This is a genomic window from Christensenellaceae bacterium (genome assembly GCA_031260975.1).
Taxonomy (GTDB): domain Bacteria; phylum Bacillota; class Clostridia; order Christensenellales; family UBA1242; genus JAISKJ01.
The window spans coordinates 1-20,923 of record JAISKJ010000002.1 but is presented as its reverse complement, the minus strand read 5'-3'; the positions used below and the strand labels follow the sequence as shown (position 1 = coordinate 20,923).

General features: G+C 39.7%; 22 protein-coding genes and 3 rRNA genes. 19 read left to right on the top strand and 6 right to left on the bottom strand.

What is annotated here, in order from left to right; all coding sequences use genetic code 11:
• The first annotated feature begins 176 nt into the window (after positions 1-176).
• The 7 genes from recR (at position 177) to LBN07_00435 (ending at position 5,544) form a co-directional block, all read left to right on the top strand.
• Positions 177-767, top strand: a complete 591-nt coding sequence (gene recR, locus LBN07_00465) for a recombination mediator RecR (protein ID MDR0849943.1) — start codon at positions 177-179, stop codon at positions 765-767.
• A gap of 114 nt (positions 768-881) precedes the next feature.
• Positions 882-1,325 carry a hypothetical protein gene (locus LBN07_00460; protein ID MDR0849942.1) on the top strand — a complete coding sequence of 148 codons (444 nt, stop codon included), beginning with the start codon at positions 882-884 and terminating at the stop codon, positions 1,323-1,325.
• Positions 1,322-1,825 carry a hypothetical protein gene (locus tag LBN07_00455; GenBank protein MDR0849941.1) on the top strand — a complete coding sequence of 168 codons (504 nt, stop codon included), beginning with the start codon at positions 1,322-1,324 and terminating at the stop codon, positions 1,823-1,825. Before LBN07_00460 ends, LBN07_00455 begins: the two co-directional genes overlap by 4 nt.
• A gap of 405 nt (positions 1,826-2,230) precedes the next feature.
• A 16S ribosomal RNA gene (locus LBN07_00450) occupies positions 2,231-3,786 on the top strand.
• A 195-nt stretch (positions 3,787-3,981) separates the two neighbouring features.
• Complete coding sequence (locus LBN07_00445; protein MDR0849940.1) at positions 3,982-4,230, top strand: hypothetical protein; 249 nt, start codon at positions 3,982-3,984, stop codon at positions 4,228-4,230.
• Positions 4,231-4,326: 96 nt separating this feature from the next.
• Positions 4,327-4,614: a hypothetical protein gene (locus LBN07_00440; protein MDR0849939.1), complete on the top strand. Its 288-nt coding sequence runs from the start codon at positions 4,327-4,329 to the stop codon at positions 4,612-4,614.
• Positions 4,615-4,815: 201 nt separating this feature from the next.
• The gene (locus tag LBN07_00435; GenBank protein ID MDR0849938.1) at positions 4,816-5,544 is read left to right on the top strand and encodes a hypothetical protein; all 729 of its coding nucleotides are present in this window, start codon (positions 4,816-4,818) and stop codon (positions 5,542-5,544) included.
• Between the two features lie 58 nt (positions 5,545-5,602).
• Here LBN07_00435 and LBN07_00430 read toward each other — a convergent pair whose 3' ends face one another.
• Positions 5,603-6,859: an MBL fold metallo-hydrolase gene (locus LBN07_00430; GenBank protein MDR0849937.1), complete on the bottom strand. Its 1,257-nt coding sequence runs from the start codon at positions 6,857-6,859 to the stop codon at positions 5,603-5,605.
• A gap of 289 nt (positions 6,860-7,148) precedes the next feature.
• Between LBN07_00430 and LBN07_00425 the strand changes: the two genes are divergently transcribed.
• Entirely contained in the window at positions 7,149-7,325 is a 177-nt protein-coding gene (locus LBN07_00425; protein ID MDR0849936.1) for a hypothetical protein, read from the top strand.
• A 646-nt stretch (positions 7,326-7,971) separates the two neighbouring features.
• On the opposite strand, the gene LBN07_00420 is transcribed toward LBN07_00425, so the two are convergent.
• Positions 7,972-8,643 carry an HAD family phosphatase gene (locus LBN07_00420; protein ID MDR0849935.1) on the bottom strand — a complete coding sequence of 224 codons (672 nt, stop codon included), beginning with the start codon at positions 8,641-8,643 and terminating at the stop codon, positions 7,972-7,974.
• A 618-nt stretch (positions 8,644-9,261) separates the two neighbouring features.
• Here LBN07_00420 and LBN07_00415 point away from each other — a divergent pair.
• The 3 genes from LBN07_00415 (at position 9,262) to LBN07_00405 (ending at position 12,634) form a co-directional block, all read left to right on the top strand.
• Positions 9,262-12,186: ribosomal RNA gene (locus tag LBN07_00415) — 23S ribosomal RNA — on the top strand.
• A 118-nt stretch (positions 12,187-12,304) separates the two neighbouring features.
• Positions 12,305-12,421: ribosomal RNA gene (gene rrf, locus LBN07_00410) — 5S ribosomal RNA — on the top strand.
• A 33-nt stretch (positions 12,422-12,454) separates the two neighbouring features.
• On the top strand, positions 12,455-12,634 hold the full coding sequence (locus tag LBN07_00405; protein ID MDR0849934.1) for a hypothetical protein: 180 nt from the start codon (positions 12,455-12,457) through the stop codon (positions 12,632-12,634).
• Positions 12,635-12,805: 171 nt separating this feature from the next.
• On the opposite strand, the gene LBN07_00400 is transcribed toward LBN07_00405, so the two are convergent.
• Positions 12,806-13,759, bottom strand: coding sequence for a DDE-type integrase/transposase/recombinase (locus tag LBN07_00400; protein ID MDR0849933.1), 954 nt, complete (start codon positions 13,757-13,759; stop codon positions 12,806-12,808).
• 129 nt (positions 13,760-13,888) lie between these two features.
• Here LBN07_00400 and LBN07_00395 point away from each other — a divergent pair, with 129 nt between their 5' ends.
• From LBN07_00395 to LBN07_00385, 3 genes are all read left to right on the top strand, one after another.
• Positions 13,889-14,071: a hypothetical protein gene (locus tag LBN07_00395; GenBank protein MDR0849932.1), complete on the top strand. Its 183-nt coding sequence runs from the start codon at positions 13,889-13,891 to the stop codon at positions 14,069-14,071.
• A 217-nt stretch (positions 14,072-14,288) separates the two neighbouring features.
• Positions 14,289-14,675, top strand: coding sequence for a hypothetical protein (locus LBN07_00390; protein MDR0849931.1), 387 nt, complete (start codon positions 14,289-14,291; stop codon positions 14,673-14,675).
• Between the two features lie 10 nt (positions 14,676-14,685).
• Positions 14,686-14,967 carry a hypothetical protein gene (locus LBN07_00385; GenBank protein MDR0849930.1) on the top strand — a complete coding sequence of 94 codons (282 nt, stop codon included), beginning with the start codon at positions 14,686-14,688 and terminating at the stop codon, positions 14,965-14,967.
• A gap of 163 nt (positions 14,968-15,130) precedes the next feature.
• Here the strand turns inward: LBN07_00385 and LBN07_00380 are convergent, their stop codons facing one another.
• Genes LBN07_00380 through LBN07_00370 form a run of 3 tightly spaced genes read right to left on the bottom strand, consistent with a single transcriptional unit; the run spans position 15,131 to position 16,372 of the window.
• Positions 15,131-15,322: a hypothetical protein gene (locus LBN07_00380; protein ID MDR0849929.1), complete on the bottom strand. Its 192-nt coding sequence runs from the start codon at positions 15,320-15,322 to the stop codon at positions 15,131-15,133.
• A complete protein-coding gene (locus LBN07_00375) occupies positions 15,319-15,903 on the bottom strand; it encodes a hypothetical protein (GenBank protein ID MDR0849928.1) in 585 nt (194 codons plus the stop codon). The genes LBN07_00380 and LBN07_00375 overlap by 4 nt, the downstream gene beginning before the upstream one ends.
• A gap of 46 nt (positions 15,904-15,949) precedes the next feature.
• On the bottom strand, positions 15,950-16,372 hold the full coding sequence (locus tag LBN07_00370; GenBank protein MDR0849927.1) for a DUF4417 domain-containing protein: 423 nt from the start codon (positions 16,370-16,372) through the stop codon (positions 15,950-15,952).
• Positions 16,373-16,460: 88 nt separating this feature from the next.
• Here LBN07_00370 and LBN07_00365 point away from each other — a divergent pair, with 88 nt between their 5' ends.
• The 5 genes from LBN07_00365 to LBN07_00345 form a co-directional block, all read left to right on the top strand.
• Complete coding sequence (locus LBN07_00365; GenBank protein ID MDR0849926.1) at positions 16,461-16,940, top strand: hypothetical protein; 480 nt, start codon at positions 16,461-16,463, stop codon at positions 16,938-16,940.
• A gap of 296 nt (positions 16,941-17,236) precedes the next feature.
• A complete protein-coding gene (locus LBN07_00360; protein ID MDR0849925.1) occupies positions 17,237-18,523 on the top strand; it encodes a hypothetical protein in 1,287 nt (428 codons plus the stop codon).
• 132 nt (positions 18,524-18,655) lie between these two features.
• Positions 18,656-19,588, top strand: coding sequence for an ABC transporter ATP-binding protein (locus LBN07_00355; protein MDR0849924.1), 933 nt, complete (start codon positions 18,656-18,658; stop codon positions 19,586-19,588).
• 1 nt (position 19,589) lies between these two features.
• On the top strand, positions 19,590-20,390 hold the full coding sequence (locus tag LBN07_00350) for a hypothetical protein (protein MDR0849923.1): 801 nt from the start codon (positions 19,590-19,592) through the stop codon (positions 20,388-20,390).
• Between the two features lie 20 nt (positions 20,391-20,410).
• Positions 20,411-20,923 (top strand): hypothetical protein (locus tag LBN07_00345; GenBank protein ID MDR0849922.1); only part of this gene is annotated, 513 nt, incomplete at its 3' end.

Genomic DNA, 20,923 nt, shown 5'->3' with positions numbered 1-20,923 from the left:
AATCCAATTAGTTTTAAAATAGAAATAAAGGATTTTTATAGGCTGCCTTTGTTATTAAGCCACAATGGCGACTCGTGGCAGATAATATAATAAAATTTACTAAATCATAAAACAAAATGTTTTAAGAAGTGGATAAACTGCGCTATTTGTCCGCTCCCGTTTTTTAAAAGGATAATATTATGAATCCAAAATCGCTTGATAAATTGATAGGGGCTTTTATGATGTTGCCGGGAGTAGGAGCCAAAACTGCTCAGAGATATGCTTATAGCATTCTTAACAGCAGCGACCACGAAGTGAATAACCTCAGTAAGGCTTTGCTGGAGGCTAAACACAGCATAAAATTTTGCGCTATTTGCGGAAACTTTACTGAGGATGACACTTGCAGTCTTTGTAAACAACGTGAACACATTCAGATATGCGTAGTCAAAGAGCCTAAAGACATTGCCGCTCTTGAAAAGGTTAAGGGACTGAAGTGCTCTTATCACGTTTTACATGGGGTTATAAACCCGCTTGAAGGAATAACACCCAATGATATCCGTATAAAGGAGTTGCTTACTCGTGTGGGTAAAAATGAAACCAAAGAAGTTATTGTGGCAACCAACCCTGACGTTGAAGGTGAGGCCACGGCACTGTATATAGCAAAAATCCTGAAACCTCTTGGTATAAAGGTCACACGGCTTGCTCAGGGTATATCTATAGGAAGCGACCTTGAATATGCTGATGAGGTTACGCTTACGCGTGCTATTGAGAGCCGAAGAGAGCTTTAGGCTCTTTTTTATTGTTAAATTACAAATGTTGTGTTAAAATTAATATAGCGGATTATATTTCATAGTTGTATCAAATAGTAGGGGTAAGACATATATATAACCAATAGGTGGATTATGAAATATAATGATGAAACGCTGGACTTAAATAGGTTTGATGAAATTGCGCGGGAGTATAATAAGCAGCTTGTTAGGATTGTTGTAAAAACCGAGAGTCTTATTTTTGAAGAGGTGATTAGGCTTGCCGGCAGGCTTTTGGGTGTGGCTGCAAGGGCCCGGTTCAGGTATATTAAAAACAACCGATTTAAGGAGTTTTATAACCTTTTAAAGGCGGCTGTCAGACTGCTTAGTGAGTTCTGTCAGGGGGAATGTGGGCAGAATATAGAGCAGATACACAGCGACCTTAGTATTTCAGACATACATAAACTTTTAGGCGAGCTTATATCAAAACTTATAAGAATTGAAATAACAGATTCGCATAAGAAGGAAATATTCCATAATATCATAGACAGATTCTTGGAAATTTTGTTAAAATTTATTGAAGGGGAACAAACGAAATGAAGGGTAATATAACCCGTGCAGCTGAATATGATGAAAAATTGTTTAAAGAGTATTATAGCAAGGACTATCTGCATGAGTGCATTGCTTCTGACAACAGAAGGATGAGAGCGCAGGCGCTGAAGAAGGCAAAAGCCAGACAGGGAGTTCATCTTTATACCCTCAATGATAGTTTTGGCGGGCTGGTGCTTATGCAGATAGATTATGATGGGCGTGAGACCAAGCTTTTGTCGGGCTTCAGAAGCTTTGAGACCGAAGATATAGGCGATAATGTTATTTTGACGACTCACAGTGTTGAAGAAAGCTGCGGGTTTGGCTATAGTGTGATTGTCGGAAATAATGATGGATTTAAGGTTGCGGCAACAGACCTTGACATTATATATAAGGATGAGCTGGTGGATGAATATAGAAAAATGTTTGAAAATCCGCCGGAATATTGTGAGGAAGAGCATAAGATGCTGATTATGACTATAAAGTCTTTTAAGGATTTGGAAAAGATATAAGTTATTTATAGGTTGAAATTCTATCGCTTGGCTCCGGAATGACAATTAAAGGCTGTATTTATGTTGCAGTACTTGTGACACACGGGGGCTAGTGTTCGACAAAAATCAGAAAATCCCTCAAAATCAGTCAAAAACAATAAAAAAGTTGTTGACTAGGGAAGGCCTATATGATATTCTTGCATTGTCACTACCGAACTTGCTTCGGTTGATGACGTGAACCATTACAACTTAATAGTTAAGGTTTATTATAGGATTTTTTGAGAACAATTTGAAAAACAATATGTTTCTTGAGATTTCTTTGATTAATCAAGCAAAACACTTTATTTAAACGCCAGTTTAAATTTACAGTTTGTTGAGCGGATTAAACATTTAGTTGATAATTACGCGTAAGCGTCTTTATACAATTAACATTAGAGTTTGATTCTGGCTCAGGACGAACGCTGGCGGCGTGCTTAATACATGCAAGTCGAACGGTGTTGATTGCTGCACCAAGTTATCTCAAAAGAGGTAGTTTGGTGCAGCGACCAGCATAGTGGCGGACGGGTGAGTAACACGTGAATAATCTGCCTTTTAGAGGGGGACAACAACTAGAAATAGTTGCTAATACCGCATATGACCACAGCCCGGCATCGGGTAGGGGTGAAAGGAGTAATCCGCTAAAAGATGAGTTCGCGCACCATTAGTTAGTTGGCAGGGTAATGGCCTACCAAGACTACGATGGTTAGCCGGCCTGAGAGGGTGATCGGCCACACTGGAACTGAGATACGGTCCAGACTCCTACGGGAGGCAGCAGTAAGGAATATTGGGCAATGGAGGAAACTCTGACCCAGCAACGCCGCGTGAAGGAAGAAGGTCTTCGGATTGTAAACTTCTGTTATTCGGGAAGAAGATAGCGACGGTACCTAATGAGAAAGCCCCGGCTAACTACGTGCCAGCAGCCGCGGTAATACGTAGGGGGCAAGCGTTGTCCGGAATAACTGGGCGTAAAGAGAGCGTAGGCGGTTTGATAAGTCAAATGTGAAATCCCTCGGCTTAACCGGGGAATTGCATTTGATACTGTTAGACTCGAGTGCAGGAGAGGTGAGTGGAATTCCTAGTGTAGCGGTAAAATGCATAGATATTAGGAGGAACACCAGAGGCGAAGGCGGCTCACTGGACTGTAACTGACGCTGAGGCTCGAAAGCGTGGGGAGCAAACAGGATTAGATACCCTGGTAGTCCACGCCCTAAACGATGGATACTAAACGTGGGAGGTATCGACTCCTTCCGTGTTGTAGCTAACGCGCTAAGTATCCCGCCTGGGGAGTACGGTCGCAAGATTAAAACTCAAAGAAATTGACGGGGACCCGCACAAGCAGCGGAGCATGTGGTTTAATTCGACGTTACGCGAAAAACCTTACCAAGACTTGACATTGTATGCATAGCCTGGAAACAGGTGAAATTATAGCAATATAACATATAAACAGATGGTGCATGGTTGTCGTCAGCTCGTGTCGTGAGATGTTGGGTTAAGTCCCGCAACGAGCGCAACCCTTACTGTTAGTTGCCATCATTAAGTTGGGCACCCTAGCAGGACTGCCGTGGATAACGCGGAGGAAGGTGGGGATGATGTCAAATCATCATGCCTCTTACGTCTTGGGCTACACACGTGCTACAATGGCCGTTACAAAGAGATGCAATATGGTAACATGGAGCAAATCCCAAAAAGACGGTCTCAGTTCAGATTGTGGGCTGCAACCCGCCCACATGAAGTCGGAGTTGCTAGTAATCGCGAATCAGCATGTCGCGGTGAATGCGTTCTCGGGTCTTGTACACACCGCCTGTCACGTCATGGGAGTTGGGAGTACCCAAAGTCGGCGAGCTAACCCGCAAGGGAGGCAACTGCCTAAGGTAATACCAGCGACTGGGATGAAGTCATAACAAGGCAGCCGTACGAGAACGTGCGGCTGGATCACCTCCTTTTAAAGAGAAGTGAAAGTCGACGAAGTTGGAGCAATCCAACAGGTGTAAACCTCTTGAATGACAACAAGAGTATAAAAAAGGTCACACATAAACTTAACTATTAAGAATGGTCACTTAAAAGACATCTGTCACTCACGACAGGTGTCTTTTTTTATTTATCTTTACTTTTGGTTTGGTTTATTGTATAATCTATTTATGGAAAAGCAAAAGGGAAAGCTTGTTTTAGTGACCGGTCCTTCGGGTGTGAGTAAGAGTACGATGATAGGGCATATCATTCAGATTATGGCGAATAAAGGTATGACTGCAATATATCTGACACCCGATACTACACGTAAAAGACGCACTGAAAACGAGGATAAGAATTGTATAACCGAAGAAGAATTTGATGAAAATGCAAGGCAGGGATTGTATTATAATGTAACAAATAATAACGGGGTCAGGTAGGGCGCAAGAAAGGATTTAGCTCTAAATGCCCTTGATGAGGTAGATTTTGCATTTGATGATTTTTCTATTTTTGAAGTAGCAAACGTAATAAATATTTTGGGCAAACACAACGTAATAGTTGTGTATGTTTTACCGCCTTCGCTGGATGTATTAAAAACGCGCATAAATAATGACGGCAGAGACCCTAGCGGTTTGCGTCTCTGTTTGGGTAAAACCGAGATTGAAGACGTAAAAAACGGCAAATACAGTGACATAATAGATATTTATATAACAAAAGAGGTGGGCGCTTTTGAAAGGGCGGCACAGCAGCTTTTTGAGAGTATTAAATTAAAAATGAATGCACAAGATGATAATAAAGAATTATCAATTAGAAGCGATATGTGATTTAAAATACATCAATCATATTTAAGCTTATTATTAAAACCATTGAAAAATGACTGTTGTCATGGTATAATATAAAAGTGAGGAAGGAATTAGAAAGCGCGTTTGATTAAGGACTTATGTTATAAAGAGGCAGAGAGGAAAAAAAGGTTGAAACAAAGAAGAAAAATAAGGTTAAAAATAAAATTGGCAGATGGGGCAAAGATGCCTCAGAGAATATCGGATAATATTTTTGCGGTTTTTAGCAATGTTGACATCACCCTTGATTCCGGGCAGCGTGCGATTATAAAGACGGGATTATTCAGTGAATTTGAGCAAGGAATTGAAATGAAAGTTGTGAGAATAAAGAATGATTGTATTATGTTAAATGAGCCCGGAACAGTTGATGCCGATTATCGCGGAGAAATTGGGGTAATTCTTAAAAATAATTTGTCAAAAGCGATAGATATAAAGCAGGGCGGTATGATTGCATGGATTGTAATGGCGCCTTATATAAATCCAATTAAATTTGACACAAGAAGCCACGGAAGCAAACTTGCTGCGGGTTATGATATTTTTTCTGCTAAAGATATTGCAATTGCACCGGAGAAAAAGGGGTTTATAGAAACATCGGGGGAGTTTGTTTTTGCAGAAAGGGGCAATATTGCGAGTGTGCGCGGGCGTAGCGGCAATGCGATAAATCTTGGGTTGTATGTGCCTGAAGAGATATATGAATTTGACGAAAAGTTTTCACTCACCGGTGTTTGGGTAACAAATCATGGCAATGAAACCATAACTTTGCCGGCAGGCAGCAAGGTAGCTCAAGCAGTGTTTTCAAAAGCAATAGGGCCTCTTTTGGACGTTGAAATAGAAGAGATTTTTGAGCTTTCAAAGACTGAGCGCGATACGGGCGGCTTTGGGCACAGTGACAACAAAATAACAGCCAACACTTAATTGTTGATTATAAAAATGATAATTAAAAAGACACCTTTAAGGTATCTTTTTTTTGTTTTCAATTTATTTTCCAGATATATATGCATCGTTCAGGGTCATCGGAATTATTTATATATACTTTGTTGTTTTCGTCAAAGGTTTTGATTTCGGCAAGATGTGCTCCAAGCTCGTCGCAGAGTTTGCGGGTATTGCTGTCTGGGCGGATAGATAGATAAATTTTATCCATTCTGTGATGCAGTGCCACTTTCTTGACGGCGAGCATAGTGTCAAGCATAAGGTTTCCATAATTGTCTGCCATGTCAAAAAATACGCTACCGCCGTTTAATACATATGGGTTGTAGCCTATTGTAAGAAACATATTGCCTATAACCATTTTTGTGGTGCGGTCAATGATTTCGTATTGATATGCAGGCAGTCCTCCCTTATAATCATCACGCATGTTGGCTTTAAGAAGGTGAAGGTCTACTCGCGTGCCCTTAAGGTCGCCAAAGCTTTTGCTGAACTTAAAGTTTTTGGCGGGTTTAGTTGGTTTTTGTGGCGGGTTTTTTAGTTCAAAGTCATAAGGAAGGTCGACTTCAAGGTCAAAGGCTTCAAGGTCCTGAGGAACTCTAATGCGCTCTCTTGCATAATCCCATCCCTGACTTGTCATGTGGGCTGGAATTATGCAGCACTTACCGCGGTATTTCTTCATAATCTGGATGCCTTCAACTATATTAAACAGCTTCTTTTCTTTTTTGGTGTTGCTCATACATGCAACGAGAGTGTCGCAGTTATCCAGCATATATTGGTAGCTGTCGCACATACAGGTGTCGCCCGTAAACCCAAGCAACTTGCCGCTGGGCTGCTTTATGATATATCCAAACGCAAGTGTGGTGCCATGTTCCACTTTTAGTGGGGTGATTTCAAGGTCATGCCATTTGATTGGCTCTCCGTGACGGCACTCGTGCCATTCAATAAAGCTGTCGAACTTTATTTTTTCATATGATTCACGCTCAAGGCCCAGCCTGCAGAGCTCCATAATATTATTCTTTCCGCCTTCGGGGGCGATTATGGTCAGCTTTCTGTCGGCATATTTGCCGATAGCGCATTTTTGAAGGATATATGGAATGTCAAAATAATGGTCTGAATGAAAGTGGGTAATTATAACCAGATCTATACGCTCGATTTTTTCATGGTGCATAAGACGGTCGTCGCTTTTAAGCAACTGTTTGATGCTGCCAAAACCTGGGTCTACTACTATATTATTGTCTAAAAGATAATTCGCGCAGCCTCTCTTTGTCCACGCGCAGCCTGTTCCCAGAATTGTCAGCTTCATAAAGACCTCCCCAAAAATTAATGTTATTGTTAGTATACCTATTTTATATATAAAAAGCAATTATTTTGTCGGATAAAACAAAACTAATTCGAACTTGAAAAATGAGCATGTAGTAATATAATTAACATACATTTTATAATCAATTAAATGTGTAAATTGGTGGCAGAGGAAGCAGTCAAACTTTCACTATTGGAAAAGAGAATCAAAAACCTCAGAAGTTTGTCAATGGGTTGACAAGAGAGGTTGATATTTGATATCATATCCTATCACTAAAGTAAGGAGGATAAATATGAAGGATAGTTGTGAAAATCTTACCACTATGGAACAATTTATTAATTGCTGGAAAACCTGTTCTTTGTCAGAGCTTCAGGAAATTGCTGAACAATATAGCGTTGCTTTTGAAAAAAATGATGATAAAGACATACTTATTGAAAAACTTGCGGAAGAGATGAAAAAGTGCTGTTAAAATCTTGTGACAATTCTTTGTGTGAAATAGGACAAGAATAAAAAAACAACAACCGATTTTGATTGTTGTTTTTTGTTATTTAAAACCCCGCTTCAGACATGTGTTTATGAATCAACTATAATTACTTTGTGGTGAAATCGGGGATAACTCTCATTGTTTTGTGGAAGTCTTGCAATTGCAGTTGGGCTGACTTGTTTAGTATTTATTGTATAAACTTTGTTTGAGGGGTGATAATTGTTGCAGGAGGAAAAAGAAATGATTAATCAAAATAAATATTCACTCTATATTTCTAAGGTGGTTATGCCATATCTTAAGGGAGATGACAAGGGTATTAAGTGTGGGCAGACGGCAAAAAAGTGAAAAGGAAGGTTTCTATCACTTAACTAATGCTTGATACTTTCTGGCGGCATCAGTGCTAAATTTGTAAACGTAGCAAAATTTTGTAAGCGAATAAATTTAGCACTGATGCCGCTTTAATACAGAAGTTTATTATTTGCAAGTTGTTGGGTTGTGCTGCGGACTGCAGAATTTTTTATTCATTTTATTGTCATGGGAGGGGGGAGAAAAAAGACAAAAGCCCGCAAAACTGCGGGCTTTTTTTAGTTCCTGTGCTAATACTTTGAAATTGAGGGCACTATACACTTTGTTATTTTAAAACTTTTTGAAGATATTCTTTTGCTTGAAACATATCATCAAACATAGCTATGCAGTTGCTTTTTATGTCTTGGGAGGGCGGGTTTTCGGGTATCATTATTGTGTTACAGCCGGCTGAACTTGCGGCTATAGCTCCAACTGCGCTGTCTTCAAAAACTATACATTCTTTAGGTTTTACACACAATTTTTTGCAGGTAAGCAAATAACTTTCGGGGTCCGGCTTAGTTTTTTTAACATCTTCGCCGCAGACAATCACTTCAAAAATGTTTTTATCTATGCCCACTGCATTTAAAAAGATATTAGTCGGCTCCGCTTCAGTGCTGGTGCAGAGTGCCAGCCTGAGTTTGGTTTTTTTAAGATAGTTTAAAAGCTCAAAAAATCCGGGCTTTGTTTTTATACCTATTTTCACAGACATGTCTATCCGATTGGTCATATAATAATCAAAAAGAGCCTCGGTATCAAATGACGGGCCAAACTCTTCTTCAAACAAAAACATTTTGTTTATTAGCCTTACCCCGTTGTATTTTGAGAGTTTGTTTCTGAATTCTTTGCTTGGCTTAAAGCCCAGAAATTCAACACCTTGCAGCACAATCTCAAGCAGGACAGGTTCGGTGTCTATTATGGTTCCATCCATATCAAAAATAACGGCTTTTATATCTTTCATAGTTGCCCCTTATTCTAGGAGTTTAGCATATTACGCCTGTTTTTACAAATGTTTGCAGAGTGTTTGTGCGAGGAGGTATGTTAAAAATTCTGTCACTTTTGTCAAAGAGGAACTATATATGGTAGGAGGGGATTGTCTGCTTTGGGGGCAGAATGTCCTGAATTTAGATGGGTTGTGGAGATTTTTTTGATATCATTTTGCAAACGCACGGCGCAGTGTCATATGTTTTTGGTGAAAAATGCTAAAAAGTGTTAAAAAAGCAGAGAAAGTTGTTGACTTGGGTCCCTCGTTGTGGTATTCTTGCTTTGTCACTACCAAAAGGCGGTGATTGTGCCTGTCGGCACAACGAGTACATTGACAACTGCATATTTAAACACAGTCTGAGATTTATCTTAGATTGTGCAAATTAGAGTAGACACAAAATGTTTGTGCGACAGCCTCGCACAAACACAAAAAATATTTTTGTAAAACAAAAGTATCTATGGTGTAATATGTATTAAACAAATGCAATTTACGCTGAGTCTAACTTAACAAAAAAATCTTAAAAAATAATTTTTGTCAAGACAAATAATCATAGACTTTATTAAAGAGAAATTTCGATTTCTGATGATTTTAAACGATCAAGCTATAAAGAGCGTGTGGTGGATGCCTTGGCACTTGGCGCCGACGAAGGACGTGATAAGCTGCGAAAAGCTACGGGGAGCTGCAAATGAGCTATGAGCCGTAGATGTCCGAATGCGGAAACGCACAACGAGTAATTTCGTTGTATCATTACATGAATAAAATAATGTAATGAGGGGAACCCGGAGAACTGAACCATCTAAGTATCCGGAGGAAAAGAAAGTAAATTAACGATTACCTAAGTAGTGGTGAGCGAACGGGTAAGAGCCCAAACCGGGGGTAGCAATATCTCCGGGGTTAGGACCCCATAAGGCATGGGATGTTAGTAGTAGAAGACTGCTGGAAAGCAGCACGAAACAGGGTAATAGTCCCGTAAACGAAACTAGCAGACCGCTGGGGGTATCCAGAGTAACACAGGACACGAGAAATCCGGTGTGAAGACAGGAGGACCATCTCCTAAGGCTAAATACGACCAAGTGACCGATAGTGTATAGTACCGTGAGGGAAAGGTGAAAAGAACCCCGGGAGGGGAGTGAAATAGAATCTGAAACCGCATGCTTACAAGCGGCGAGAGCACTACTATATAGTGTGATCGCGTACTTTTTGTATAACGGGCCGGCGAGTTATGGTATGTAGCAAGGTTAAGCAACTATGTTGCGGAGCCGCAGCGAAAGCGAGTCTGAATAGGGCGAATTAGTTGCATGCTGTAGACCCGAAACCCAGTGATCTATCCATGAGCAGGATGAAGCGATGGTAACACATCGTGGAGGTCCGAACACACGTCTGTTGAAAAATACGGTGATGACTTGTGGATAGCGGAGAAATTCCAATCGAACTGGGATATAGCTGGTTCTCCTCGAAATAGCTTTAGGGCTAGCCTCTATGTAAAGATAGTTGGGGGTAGAGCACTGAATGGGCTAGGGGGCTTCGCGGCCTACCGAACCTTATCAAACTCCGAATACCAACGTATTGATAATAGGGAGTCAGGCAGCGTGAGATAAGTTTCGTTGCCACAAGGGAAACAACCCAGATCTACAACTAAGGTCCCAAAGTGCAAGTTAAGTGGTAAAGGATGTCTTATTGCTAAAACAACCAGGATGTTGGCTCAGAAGCAGCCATTCATTTAAAGAGTGCGTAATAGCTCACTGGTCGAGTGATAGGGCGCCGAAGATTCACGGGGCTAAAACTTGCCACCGAAGTTTAGGGATGCTGTAATAGGCATCGGTAGAGGAGCAATGTATGTGGGCTGAAGCCGTATCGAAAGGGGCGGTGGACTGCATACAAGAGAGAATGCCGGTATAAGTAGCGAGAGTGAGGCGAGAATCCTCACCATCGAAAGTCTAAGGTTTTCTGGGGAAGGCTTGTCCTCCCAGAGTAAGTCGGGAACTAAGCCGAGGGCGAAAGCCGTAGGTGATGTCCAACAGGTAGATATTCCTGTACTACCGAAACACGACAAAGAGTCGAGGCAGGGACGCAGTAGGATAGTCGGACCACGCGGATGGAAATGCGTGGCTAAATCATGAGGGGAACAAATAGTGAAGTACGTTTGTTATCAAAGCCCTGGGTGATGATAGGGAGTGAAATTTAGTAACGAAGCCGATGAATTCACACTGACGAGAAAAGCTGCTAGATAGTGTTTAGGTACCCGTACCGCAAACCGCCACAGGTAGACGATGAGAGAATCATAAGATGAGCGGGATAACCCTTGTTAAGGAACTCGGCAAAATGACCTCGTAACTTCGGGAGAAGAGGTGCCAACTTAAGTGTTGGCCGCAGAGAATCGGCCCAAGCGACTGTTTACCAAAAACACAGGTTTCTGCTAAAGCGTAAGCTGAAGTATAGGAGCTGATGCCTGCCCGGTGCTGGAAGGTTAAGGGGAAGTGTTAGGAGCAATCCGAAGCATAGAACTTAAGCCCCAGTGAACGGCGGCCGTAACTATAACGGTCCTAAGGTAGCGAAATTCCTTGTCGGGTAAGTTCCGACCCGCATGAATGGCATAACGATTTGGGCGCTGTCTCAACAAGGGGCCCGGCGAAATTGTAGTATGCGTGATAATACGTATTACCCGCGACTGGACGGAAAGACCCCATAGAGCTTTACTGTAATTTGATATTGGATTTCGAACTTTGATGCACAGGATAGGTGGGAGGCTTTGAAGCGAGTACTTTGGTATTCGTGGAGCCATCCTTGGGATACCACCCTTCAAATTTTGAGATTCTAACCCTGATTCCGTAATCCGGACAGGGGACAGTGTCTGATGGACAGTTTGACTGGGGCGGTCGCCTCCTAAAAAGTAACGGAGGCGTTCAAAGGTTCGCTCAGAATGGTTGGAAACCATTTTTAGAGTATAAAGGCATAAGCGGGCTTAACTGCGACACCTACAAGTGGAGCAGATACGAAAGTAGGACTTAGTGATCCGGCGGTAGAGTATGGAATTGCCGTCGCTTAACGGATAAAAGTTACCTTGGGGATAACAGGCTGATCCCTCCCAAGAGTTCACATCGACGGAGGGGTTTGGCACCTCGATGTCGGCTCGTCACATCCTGGGGCTGTAGTAGGTCCCAAGGGTTCGGCTGTTCGCCGATTAAAGTGGCACATGAGCTGGGTTCAAAACGTCGTGAGACAGTTTGGTCCCTATCCATCGTGGGCGTAGGATATTTGAGTGGAGCTGCTCCTAGTACGAGAGGACCGGAGTGGACGTACCTATTGTGCATCAGTTGTCTCGCCAGAGGCATTGCTGGGTAGCGAAGTACGGAAAGGATAAATGCTGAAAGCATCTAAGCGTGAAACCTGCCACAAGATTAGATATCCCATGACATAAGTCAGTAAGACCCCTTGTAGACTACAAGGTTGATAGGTCGGAGGTGGAAGTGCAGTAATGCATGCAGCTGACCGATACTAATAGGTCGAGGGCTTGATCAGAAATGATTTAGCTTTAATACGCTATGATTTGCTCTAATTTGAAGTTTGAATATGCAGTTGTGAGTGTATTTGCACTCGACAAATCGGTATTACGGGCGTAAGCTCTTAATATACAAGTACTGGTGACCATAGAGAGAAAGACCCACCCGTTCTCATCCCGAACACGGAAGTTAAGTTTCTCATCGCCGAAAATAGTTGGCTGGAGACGGCCCGTCAAGATAGGACATTGCCAGTGCATCAAACAAAGCAACCGCAGGAGGTTGCTTTTTTGTTTGATGCACATAATTTTGCAACGCAAAATTATCTTTTGCCAAAGGCAAAAGGGCAATGTCCTGTGAGTTCTGCATTAGTATCTATTGATAATATGTCTAAAGACACCGCAAGAGGTGTTTTTTTGTTTTTTCAGCTGGTGCCTGTAGAATTGTCAAGATTTTGCAACGCTAAATAAAAGTTTGCGCAACTGCACAAAACAATGATAAGTAGTATGTTTTTTAAGTAAAGATAAAATAAAGACGTAAAGAATTCTAAGTCCTACCCCTAGGGGTAGATCGCTTTTTTATATTTAATAAAACGACAAAAGGCCGCTATGACTGCAGCCAAAAGTTTCTATATTTAAAGATTATTCTATAACGCCCCAATTTAATAGCATAAGTTCTTTTCTTTTTTCAAGTGGAGTGAGCCATTTCTTTTTTCCATCTGCACTTGAAAGCACTGAAGATGGAATATTATTAGAACATTTCAAATATGCTTTCATTTGGGTTTTTAAATCTTCATAAGAATAAAACTTTAAGTGCTTATAGAAACGTTCATTATCACTGCGGTGACTTCTTTCGATTTTACCATTGTGACGTGGTGTGTACGGTCTTATACGAAGGTGTTTTATTTTTAATTCTCTACACAAAATGTCTAGCGGATGTATTTGTTTGATGCTGTTGTTATGAGCAAACTCCGGGCCGTTGTCAGTCTGCAGTTGTTCGGGTTTGTAGCCGAAATACGCAATAGCACGTTTTACGAAATCAACAGTAGAGTGTGAGGAAATTTCGAGATATGGATAAATAAAACGTTCCCTAGTCGCCTCGTCTATTATGCCAAATGGATAATATTTTGTATCACCGAACATTCTAAGCGCTTTACACTCCCTTGGTATATGTTTCACATCCATCTGCCATTTAACACCGATTTCTGCCGGTGTGTCATATTTTTGCGGCACATACGGTATATATGGATTTGTAGCATAATAACCAATTTTTCGAAGATAGCGATAAAGCGTTACGGGGTTCCTGCTGTAGCTATAATTTAATCTAAGTTTACCGTAAAGTTCGTTTAGTCTTATATTTGGATTTCGCTTTATTAAATCTGCAATGTGTTTGATTTCCTTATCACTTTGGGCCCGCGGATGTCTTACAGTTAATTCATAAGTTTTGTTTTTTAAACTCTCTGTAGTTCCGTCATAGTTCTTTTTCCATCTGAAAATTGTACTTCTGTTAATTTTATAATATTTCGCTACAGCGGCCACCGAAAGTACTGTAAGTTTTTCAATTATATTTATTCTTTGTCTTAAGTTAATGCTCATTTTGCTTTCTCCTTTTTTCTAATTTCTAACACTAAATTGAAATTTTGTCAATAAGCAAATTATAGTTTGCTTAATTTTGTTTTGATTATATACGTATATATGATATAATTCTGCAAAAGGGGGGTATTTATGAGCGATAAAAAGATTACAGCTCAAGAGCGATATTTAAAGAAATCAGGCATGCGCTATGAACTTCTTTGCCTAAAAACAACTGAAGCTGACATAATAGATAAACTTGAATATCAAAAGCAGCAGCAGGGTGGGTATAGTAGATATATAAAACAACTTATACGAAAAGACTTAGAAAAATAAAAAATATTTGAAAAAACTGTTTACATATATACGTATATATGATATAATTACTATGTAACAAAGAAAGTTACAAAAAAAGGAATAGTTGCAATCCCACGAAGAAGAACAACTATTCCGGCCACAGAAGCGGCTGTGTATATTATAGCACAGTACGCTTCTCGTGTAAAGCATAAGACGTGAGGATATAGCCCACGCAGCTTAGAGCGAGGAGTTTTTTATGAAAACACAAAACAAAATTTTAGTAAAGAATGTTAAGGAACTTGAAAACGCAATAGAGACTGCGATGCTTGAAGAAATCAAAGAATCAGGGTTTTGGCTTGATGAAGGTTACAGCAGCGAGAGTATACTTCAATATTTAAATGACTACATTGAAATTGATGAAGAAATTGATGAAGATTTATACTACGAATTGCAAGACGAAATGTTCTCAACTTATGATAATAATCGCTCTAAAATTGCTGATAAGCATAAATTAAAGAAATTAACAGACGGCTCAGGGGAAGGTACAGACATATATTATTACAAAACAATTGAAGGACGAAGAGTTGCACAAGCGATAATCAGATACAACAAACAACTTGCGAAAGAACTAAAGACAAGATAAAGGAGTTGTTATGTTTACAGAAAGTTTTAAAAAGAAGTTTAAGGAATTCTTAAAATATAACATGACTGATGAGTATTTTAATTTTAATGTTTATCTAGATAAATTAGAAACGCAGCACGGAAATTCTAGCATGGACTGTTATGAATTAGGGTCATTTTATACAAGAAGCAAAAATTCAGAACTTTTTTATTACAACACAACGTATAAATTTTTTAAATATGGGGCTGAAGTTTCATGTGATAAGGTAGGAGACAACGATTTTGATTATTGCGAAATAACTTTCGACTGTTAGGAGATATAACAGAAAGCTATTTTTAGAAGAAAAAAGAGTAGGCTATAATGCCAACTCTTTTTTTATTATGAAGCTTGTTAAACTAAATTTTGTTTTTATTATTTTTTGCCGGCGGGAGTGTAAGTGTGTAGGTTCTAAGTAGGTCTTTCATTTAAGTGGAAAATCAAATAGGGCGGTTTGTTTTTATACCAAGTTTACGTTCACGATTGTAGATGATTTTTTCTATGAGTTGAGGGTCTGAAAATTCATCAAATGATTTATCTCCGCGCAAGTCTTTTATGACGCCATCCATCCACTCGGGGGAAAGCTCTACTCGCTGCATACGCTCTTCTAACTCTTTAGGTATTTTTATCATGATATCACCTCAGCTTTTATATAGTACTTACCATCCCTATATCTTACATTATTTATACTCATTCGGGTACCATCCTTTAATAAAAACTCATATTCCTTATCTTTAAAATAACTAATATTATTTATGTAAGCACCGCGTCCGCGCCCCGCCGGAACTGATATTTCCCATAAAATATCATTTTCGCCTTTTTTGAAATTTTCTGTTGCCTTATAATCTGCGCTAGCGCTTAGAAAACCTTTATTTAAATATCCTTTTTGAGTTAAATTTTGTATTGTTTCAAAATCGTGATTAAATTCTTGAGAACTTGTAGAACGATAGACAACTATGTTATTCTTAAGATTGAACTTATTTATTGCACCTCTAATCCCCGATATAGTTTCAAGCACAAATTTACTTGGAGTAATAGAGTTGTCTCTTAGATAATCATTGATATCTTCTGCTACAATAGTATATTTTTTGATATCAAATATCTCATCGTCAGTTAATTTTTTATGCCAATCGTAGTTATTTTTCTTGAAATATGCATCTGCTGCAAGCCCATCTTTAAAGTGTCTATATCCTTTAGCGTTATAACCTGCCACGTCCACCCATAACAGTATACTCCTTTTATTTGTTTTTTACAAGTTTTTAGTTAGTTAGTTTTTCCACTCGAGTGGAAAATTGATGAGCTGAAAAGATAAGAATAGATTCCTCCGCAGCCAGCTCTTTCGGCACTGTGCCGATGAAGATTATTTTTTCAGGATTCAATCTAGTTTTCATTTCAGCAAAGCCTTTTAGAAAAAATTCTTTGCTATGGCCCCGCAGCGCACCGTTGCTGCTTATAGCAATAGTGCTGTTTTTAGGCAGTCCGGCAAAACACCATTCATAACTGCTTTCATCGCCCCATCTGGCAACAGGTATTACATTGAAACCGAATTTTTGAAAAAGAACGTCAAGGCAGCGATTTCTATATGTATTATATATTTGCAGTGCTAGGGGAGTGTCATGATATAGCGAGAAATCTGTGCCTATAATATTTTTAACCTTGCGCAGGCGCTCTACATATTTCAAAGGCTGGTGCCCCTATTGACAGAGGGGGGGGGGTGTGTTATAATAAAAATATAAATAACTTGTATATTTATCTGATGGAGGAACAGTTATGGGATATATGGAGACAGCGGAAGTTTGGCCGCTTTCAACGAGATTTGGTGAAACCCATGTTGTAATCAAAAACGGTGACGAACATAAAGCCCTGACTGAGGCTGCTTATGGCAATGCATCTGAAGCTGATTATAATTTTGCTATGTATGTTTGTGATAGAAATCATAATTATTTTGCAGAAGAGTATTATAAAGGATTTAAGCATAAGTTAAAATGCTGTGCGCTTACAGTTGTGTCGGCTCTTGGCTTGGGTTTGGGTGTTTTATATGGTGAACATACAACAATGACTGTTGGTGCCGCCGGCACGGCATGGGGAGTATTTTCATTGGTAAGGGCTCAAAGAGAAGGAAACGCCTGGATAAATTTGATGCAGCATAATATTAATACAAAGGCGGCTATTTTTGAAGAAAATCCCGGAATGAAGGAGTTTCCGCAAACTTTCCCAAATCAGATAATTTTAGATCTGGAGCACTTATAATAGTGCTCTTTTGTTTTGTAGAATAAAATTATTACAATAAACTCGGCGTTTTGAGGGTTTTTCTTTTTTGTATCTCTATTTTAGAGGGGTTTAGGGGCATTTGGTTGACTAAGTCAATCAATTTTCTGCTGGTTTCGTTTGCTTTACTTTGTTTGTGCTTTTTGATATAATTGTAAAAATAAGAAACTTAATGTCGAATATTAAAATTAAATCTTTAATTTATTTTTAAAATGATAGCTATTCAGAGTTTTTTTGATTACAGCACAAATTTCTAGGGGGAGTAAGTTGGAAATATTATGGAAACAAAATTAAAGTATCACAAAAAAGTAAAGCCTTATAACATGATAAAAATGCCCAGGAAGCAGTCGCTTTGGAGCATATGGTTTATCGGGCTTATGTCAAGGATATTACTGCGAAAACAAAAGAGAAAGCTTGAAAAGTTTAATATGGAAGGCCTTAAACCGCCTTATCTTATGCTATGTAATCACAACCAATTTATGGACTTTGAGATAGCGGCTTTGGCGACCTTTCCAAGACGAATGAATAGTGTTGCGTCCCTTGACGCTTATGTTGTTTATCCGCCGCTTATCAGAAACATCGGGTCAATTCCTAAACGTAAGTTTACAAACAATACTATGATTATAAGACAGATAAAGCACACGCTTACAAAATACAAAAATATCACAACTCTTTATCCTGAGGCGAGGTATAACCCAAGCGGAGCTACTGCCAAGATGCCCGATTCACTTTATAAAATGATTAAACTTCTGGGCTTGCCGGTGGTTGTTTTAAAGATGCTGGGGCATCACTTGCAGTATCCTGATTGGGCCGACAAAAAACGTAAGGTACCTGTTTATGCCAGCATGACACAGGTGTTAAGCACGAGTGACATAAAAACCAAAAAGATTGACGAAATAAAACAAATTGTGCTGGGCGCTTTTGAGTATAATGATTATGACTATCAGCTTAAAAATAATATAAAGATAACCGAACCTTTCAGGGCTGAGGGGTTGCACAAGATTTTGTATCAGTGCAAGTCGTGCGGTCAGGAGTTTGGCATGACAAGCGAAGACAGTTTTCTCAGATGCAACAAGTGTAGTCAGGAGTGGCAGCTTCGCACTGACGGACAGCTTGAGGACAGAAGCGGAAAAACCCTGAGCATTCCGGAGTGGTATGATTGGGAACGCGAGCAGGTGAAGGAACAGATTATGACGGGGGCATATAAATTTGAAGAAGAAAATATGTTGGCTTTCAGTATGCCGCATCCCAAAAAGATGATTCCTATAGGCAGTGTAAACTTCAGGCATGACAATAGTGGTTTTAAAGTCAGCGGCAGTTTTAACGGACAGGATTTTGAGATTGTGAAAGAACCGCTTGAAAATTATGCCGTTCATGTGGAATATTCTACGCCGTTTTTAAAACGGCATGACATAGTTTCATTCAGTGACAACAATGATTCATATTTCTTTGTGTCAAAAACGCCTGAGCGTATACAAAAGATTTCGCTGGCTACAGAAGAACTTTATGAGCAGGTAAAGTCAGGGAGTGTAAATCCGCACGCGATGGATTGCTGTGGGCACTAATCTTACGTCATTATTAGGAGGGTTTTTGCCCGACATGGTAATCCCTTGATGCATCTTTAATTGAAGGATTGCTTCGAAAGTGATACTCTGGAGTGCAGCTCACAATGACAATAAAAATTAAGGAGGGGAAAGATGCTGAAAATAAGTGCTGTTACAAAAACTTTTTTGGACAAGGTGGCCAAGACGCCAAAGATAGTTTTGGACAACATCAATCTTGAAATTAAGGATGGTGAGGTTTATGGTCTGGTGGGGGCGAATGGTGCCGGAAAAACCACTCTTATGAATATAATTTCGAGAGTGCTCAAAGAGGACGGCGGAACTATTGAAATTGACGGTGTTAAAATGGGCACCATAAACGACATTTCGGGCAAGGTGGGGTATATGCTGGATATCCCCGCCATGTTTGATTTTATGACGGCACACGAATATTTTGAATATTTATCAAGTCCTCAAAAAAAGGATAAGAAAGCACTCAAAACTATGACAGACTATCTGCTTGGTGAGGTGGGGCTGAGTGATGTTGCGGGGAAATATATAAAAAAATATAGTCGGGGCATGAAACAGCGGCTTGGAATTGCAGCGGCCCTTATTTCTAACCCGCAGATTATACTTATGGATGAGCCCAGCAGTGCGCTTGACCCGCAGGGAAGATATGAGGTGCTTAAAATTATTGAGCGGCTGCGCGAGCGCGGCAAGACCATAATTTTATCTACGCATATACTCAGTGATGTTGAACGTGTGTGTGACAGGGTGGGGCTTCTCAGCAAAGGAAAGCTCGTTGTTGAAGGAACGCTTCATGACGTTTTGAAAAGATTCAGCGAAAATGCTTTTGTTGTTTTGGGGGATGACACAGAACTTGTTAAGGTTGAGGCTGCTCTTAAAAAGATAAAAGATGTAAAGGAAATAAGGATAATCTCTGAGAGTATGGAGATTGTTTTTGAAGAGGGCAAACAGGAAAAGATTTTTGAAATAATCACAGGGGCTTCAAACAAACTTACTTCTGTAAGTCTCAAAGTAAGCACGGTAGAGGATATCTTCCTTAAAGCGCAAAAGGGGGAGGTGTGATATGAAAGCTTGTTTAAAAAAGGAAACTCTCGAGGTTTTACGCACTGGCAAATTTTGGATATATATGGGTGCAGGAATAGGTATGGCTTTGATGTCCGTTATGCTATTTTTTATGATGAAAGTGGTATCCTCCTTTGAGGTTGCCGCTGAGCAGATGGCAGGAATGATGGTGATGTTTGAAATGACCTACGCTAACAGCGTGATGTATTTCATGACTATAATGGGAACATACTTTGTGATTCTGGCAATCATTATGACTATGCGAGTTGTAAGCAAGGAGCTGCAGGATAAAAAATGGACACTTCCCATATGCAGCGGTGTCAAACCCAGCCACATGATTGCAAGCAAACTGATTGTTAATACGGCTGCCATTGTTCTTGCATTTATTGCGGCAAGCTTATTTCATATGATTATAACCATTATATTTTTTACCGCAAACATAACTGTTTGGGATATGCTGTATTACTATGCTATGCTGCTTGTATTTATAATTTTTATAACAACGTTCACAATCTCACTCAATGCAATAATCAAAAAGGGCTGGCTGACGGCACTGATATCAATTCTCACGTTGATTTTTGTAAGCAATATCTTTGGAATGATACCCATCGGAAGCAGCACTCTTTCAAATTTTTCACCATTCTTGTTCCTTGACCAACTGCAAAACGGCGTTGCGCTTGTCGTGGCCAAAAATACCTGGTATGAGTATCTGTCGGCAGGGCTTAGTACTTTTGTGCTCATGGCACTTTTGATATTCTTTGCAATCAAAAGTAGTAAGGTTGCTGCGCAAAATTTGAAGTGATTATTGAGGGAGAGTGTAATATGAAAAAATTATTGAGTAGCATTATTTGTTTATGTTTTATGTTTGTTATGGGTGGGGCGCTTTCAGCGTGCGAAGGCCCCACCCCAGCCCCTAAAGTTTATGCCGAATCTATTGAGATAATAAGCGATTACACAATTAAATTATATGAAGAGGAAATCAAAACTGTTTTTATGAGAAGTGATCAAGATAGTTATGAGTTGACATGGAAGGTTTTGCCGGAAGAAACTTCGGACAAGTCTGTTACTGCTTCTTGGAATGAAAATACACAACATAAAATAGAGCAAATTTCAAATACGGGGCTGTTAGTGGTTTTTAATGGAAGTGGAAATTTGGTAATATCACTTAAAACAAATGATGGAAGTAATGTTATAACAAAAATTTATTTTGTTCCTGTTTATGCCACTTCCATTGAAATAACCAGCAACCACAACGTTCAGCTCGGCGGAGAAATAACAAAAATCATAAAGTTAAGCTCAGGTGAAGACAGATATGAGCTGACGTGGAGAGTTTTG

Bases quoted from the DNA above. Each gene is read 5' to 3' on its own strand.
- LBN07_00365 (MDR0849926.1), top strand. From the start codon at position 16,461: ATGGGATATATGGAGACAGCGGAAGTTTGGCCGCTTTCAACGAGATTT.
- LBN07_00430 (MDR0849937.1), bottom strand. From the start codon at position 6,859: ATGAAGCTGACAATTCTGGGAACAGGCTGCGCGTGGACAAAGAGAGGC.
- LBN07_00425 (MDR0849936.1), top strand. From the start codon at position 7,149: ATGAAGGATAGTTGTGAAAATCTTACCACTATGGAACAATTTATTAAT.
- LBN07_00435 (MDR0849938.1), top strand. From the start codon at position 4,816: ATGCCTCAGAGAATATCGGATAATATTTTTGCGGTTTTTAGCAATGTT.
- LBN07_00400 (MDR0849933.1), bottom strand. From the start codon at position 13,759: ATGAGCATTAACTTAAGACAAAGAATAAATATAATTGAAAAACTTACA.
- LBN07_00460 (MDR0849942.1), top strand. From the start codon at position 882: ATGAAATATAATGATGAAACGCTGGACTTAAATAGGTTTGATGAAATT.
- LBN07_00390 (MDR0849931.1), top strand. From the start codon at position 14,289: ATGAAAACACAAAACAAAATTTTAGTAAAGAATGTTAAGGAACTTGAA.
- LBN07_00420 (MDR0849935.1), bottom strand. From the start codon at position 8,643: ATGAAAGATATAAAAGCCGTTATTTTTGATATGGATGGAACCATAATA.
- LBN07_00355 (MDR0849924.1), top strand. From the start codon at position 18,656: ATGCTGAAAATAAGTGCTGTTACAAAAACTTTTTTGGACAAGGTGGCC.
- LBN07_00445 (MDR0849940.1), top strand. From the start codon at position 3,982: ATGGAAAAGCAAAAGGGAAAGCTTGTTTTAGTGACCGGTCCTTCGGGT.
- LBN07_00360 (MDR0849925.1), top strand. From the start codon at position 17,237: ATGGAAACAAAATTAAAGTATCACAAAAAAGTAAAGCCTTATAACATG.
- LBN07_00350 (MDR0849923.1), top strand. From the start codon at position 19,590: ATGAAAGCTTGTTTAAAAAAGGAAACTCTCGAGGTTTTACGCACTGGC.
- LBN07_00455 (MDR0849941.1), top strand. From the start codon at position 1,322: ATGAAGGGTAATATAACCCGTGCAGCTGAATATGATGAAAAATTGTTT.
- LBN07_00395 (MDR0849932.1), top strand. From the start codon at position 13,889: ATGAGCGATAAAAAGATTACAGCTCAAGAGCGATATTTAAAGAAATCA.
- LBN07_00385 (MDR0849930.1), top strand. From the start codon at position 14,686: ATGTTTACAGAAAGTTTTAAAAAGAAGTTTAAGGAATTCTTAAAATAT.
- LBN07_00380 (MDR0849929.1), bottom strand. From the start codon at position 15,322: ATGATAAAAATACCTAAAGAGTTAGAAGAGCGTATGCAGCGAGTAGAG.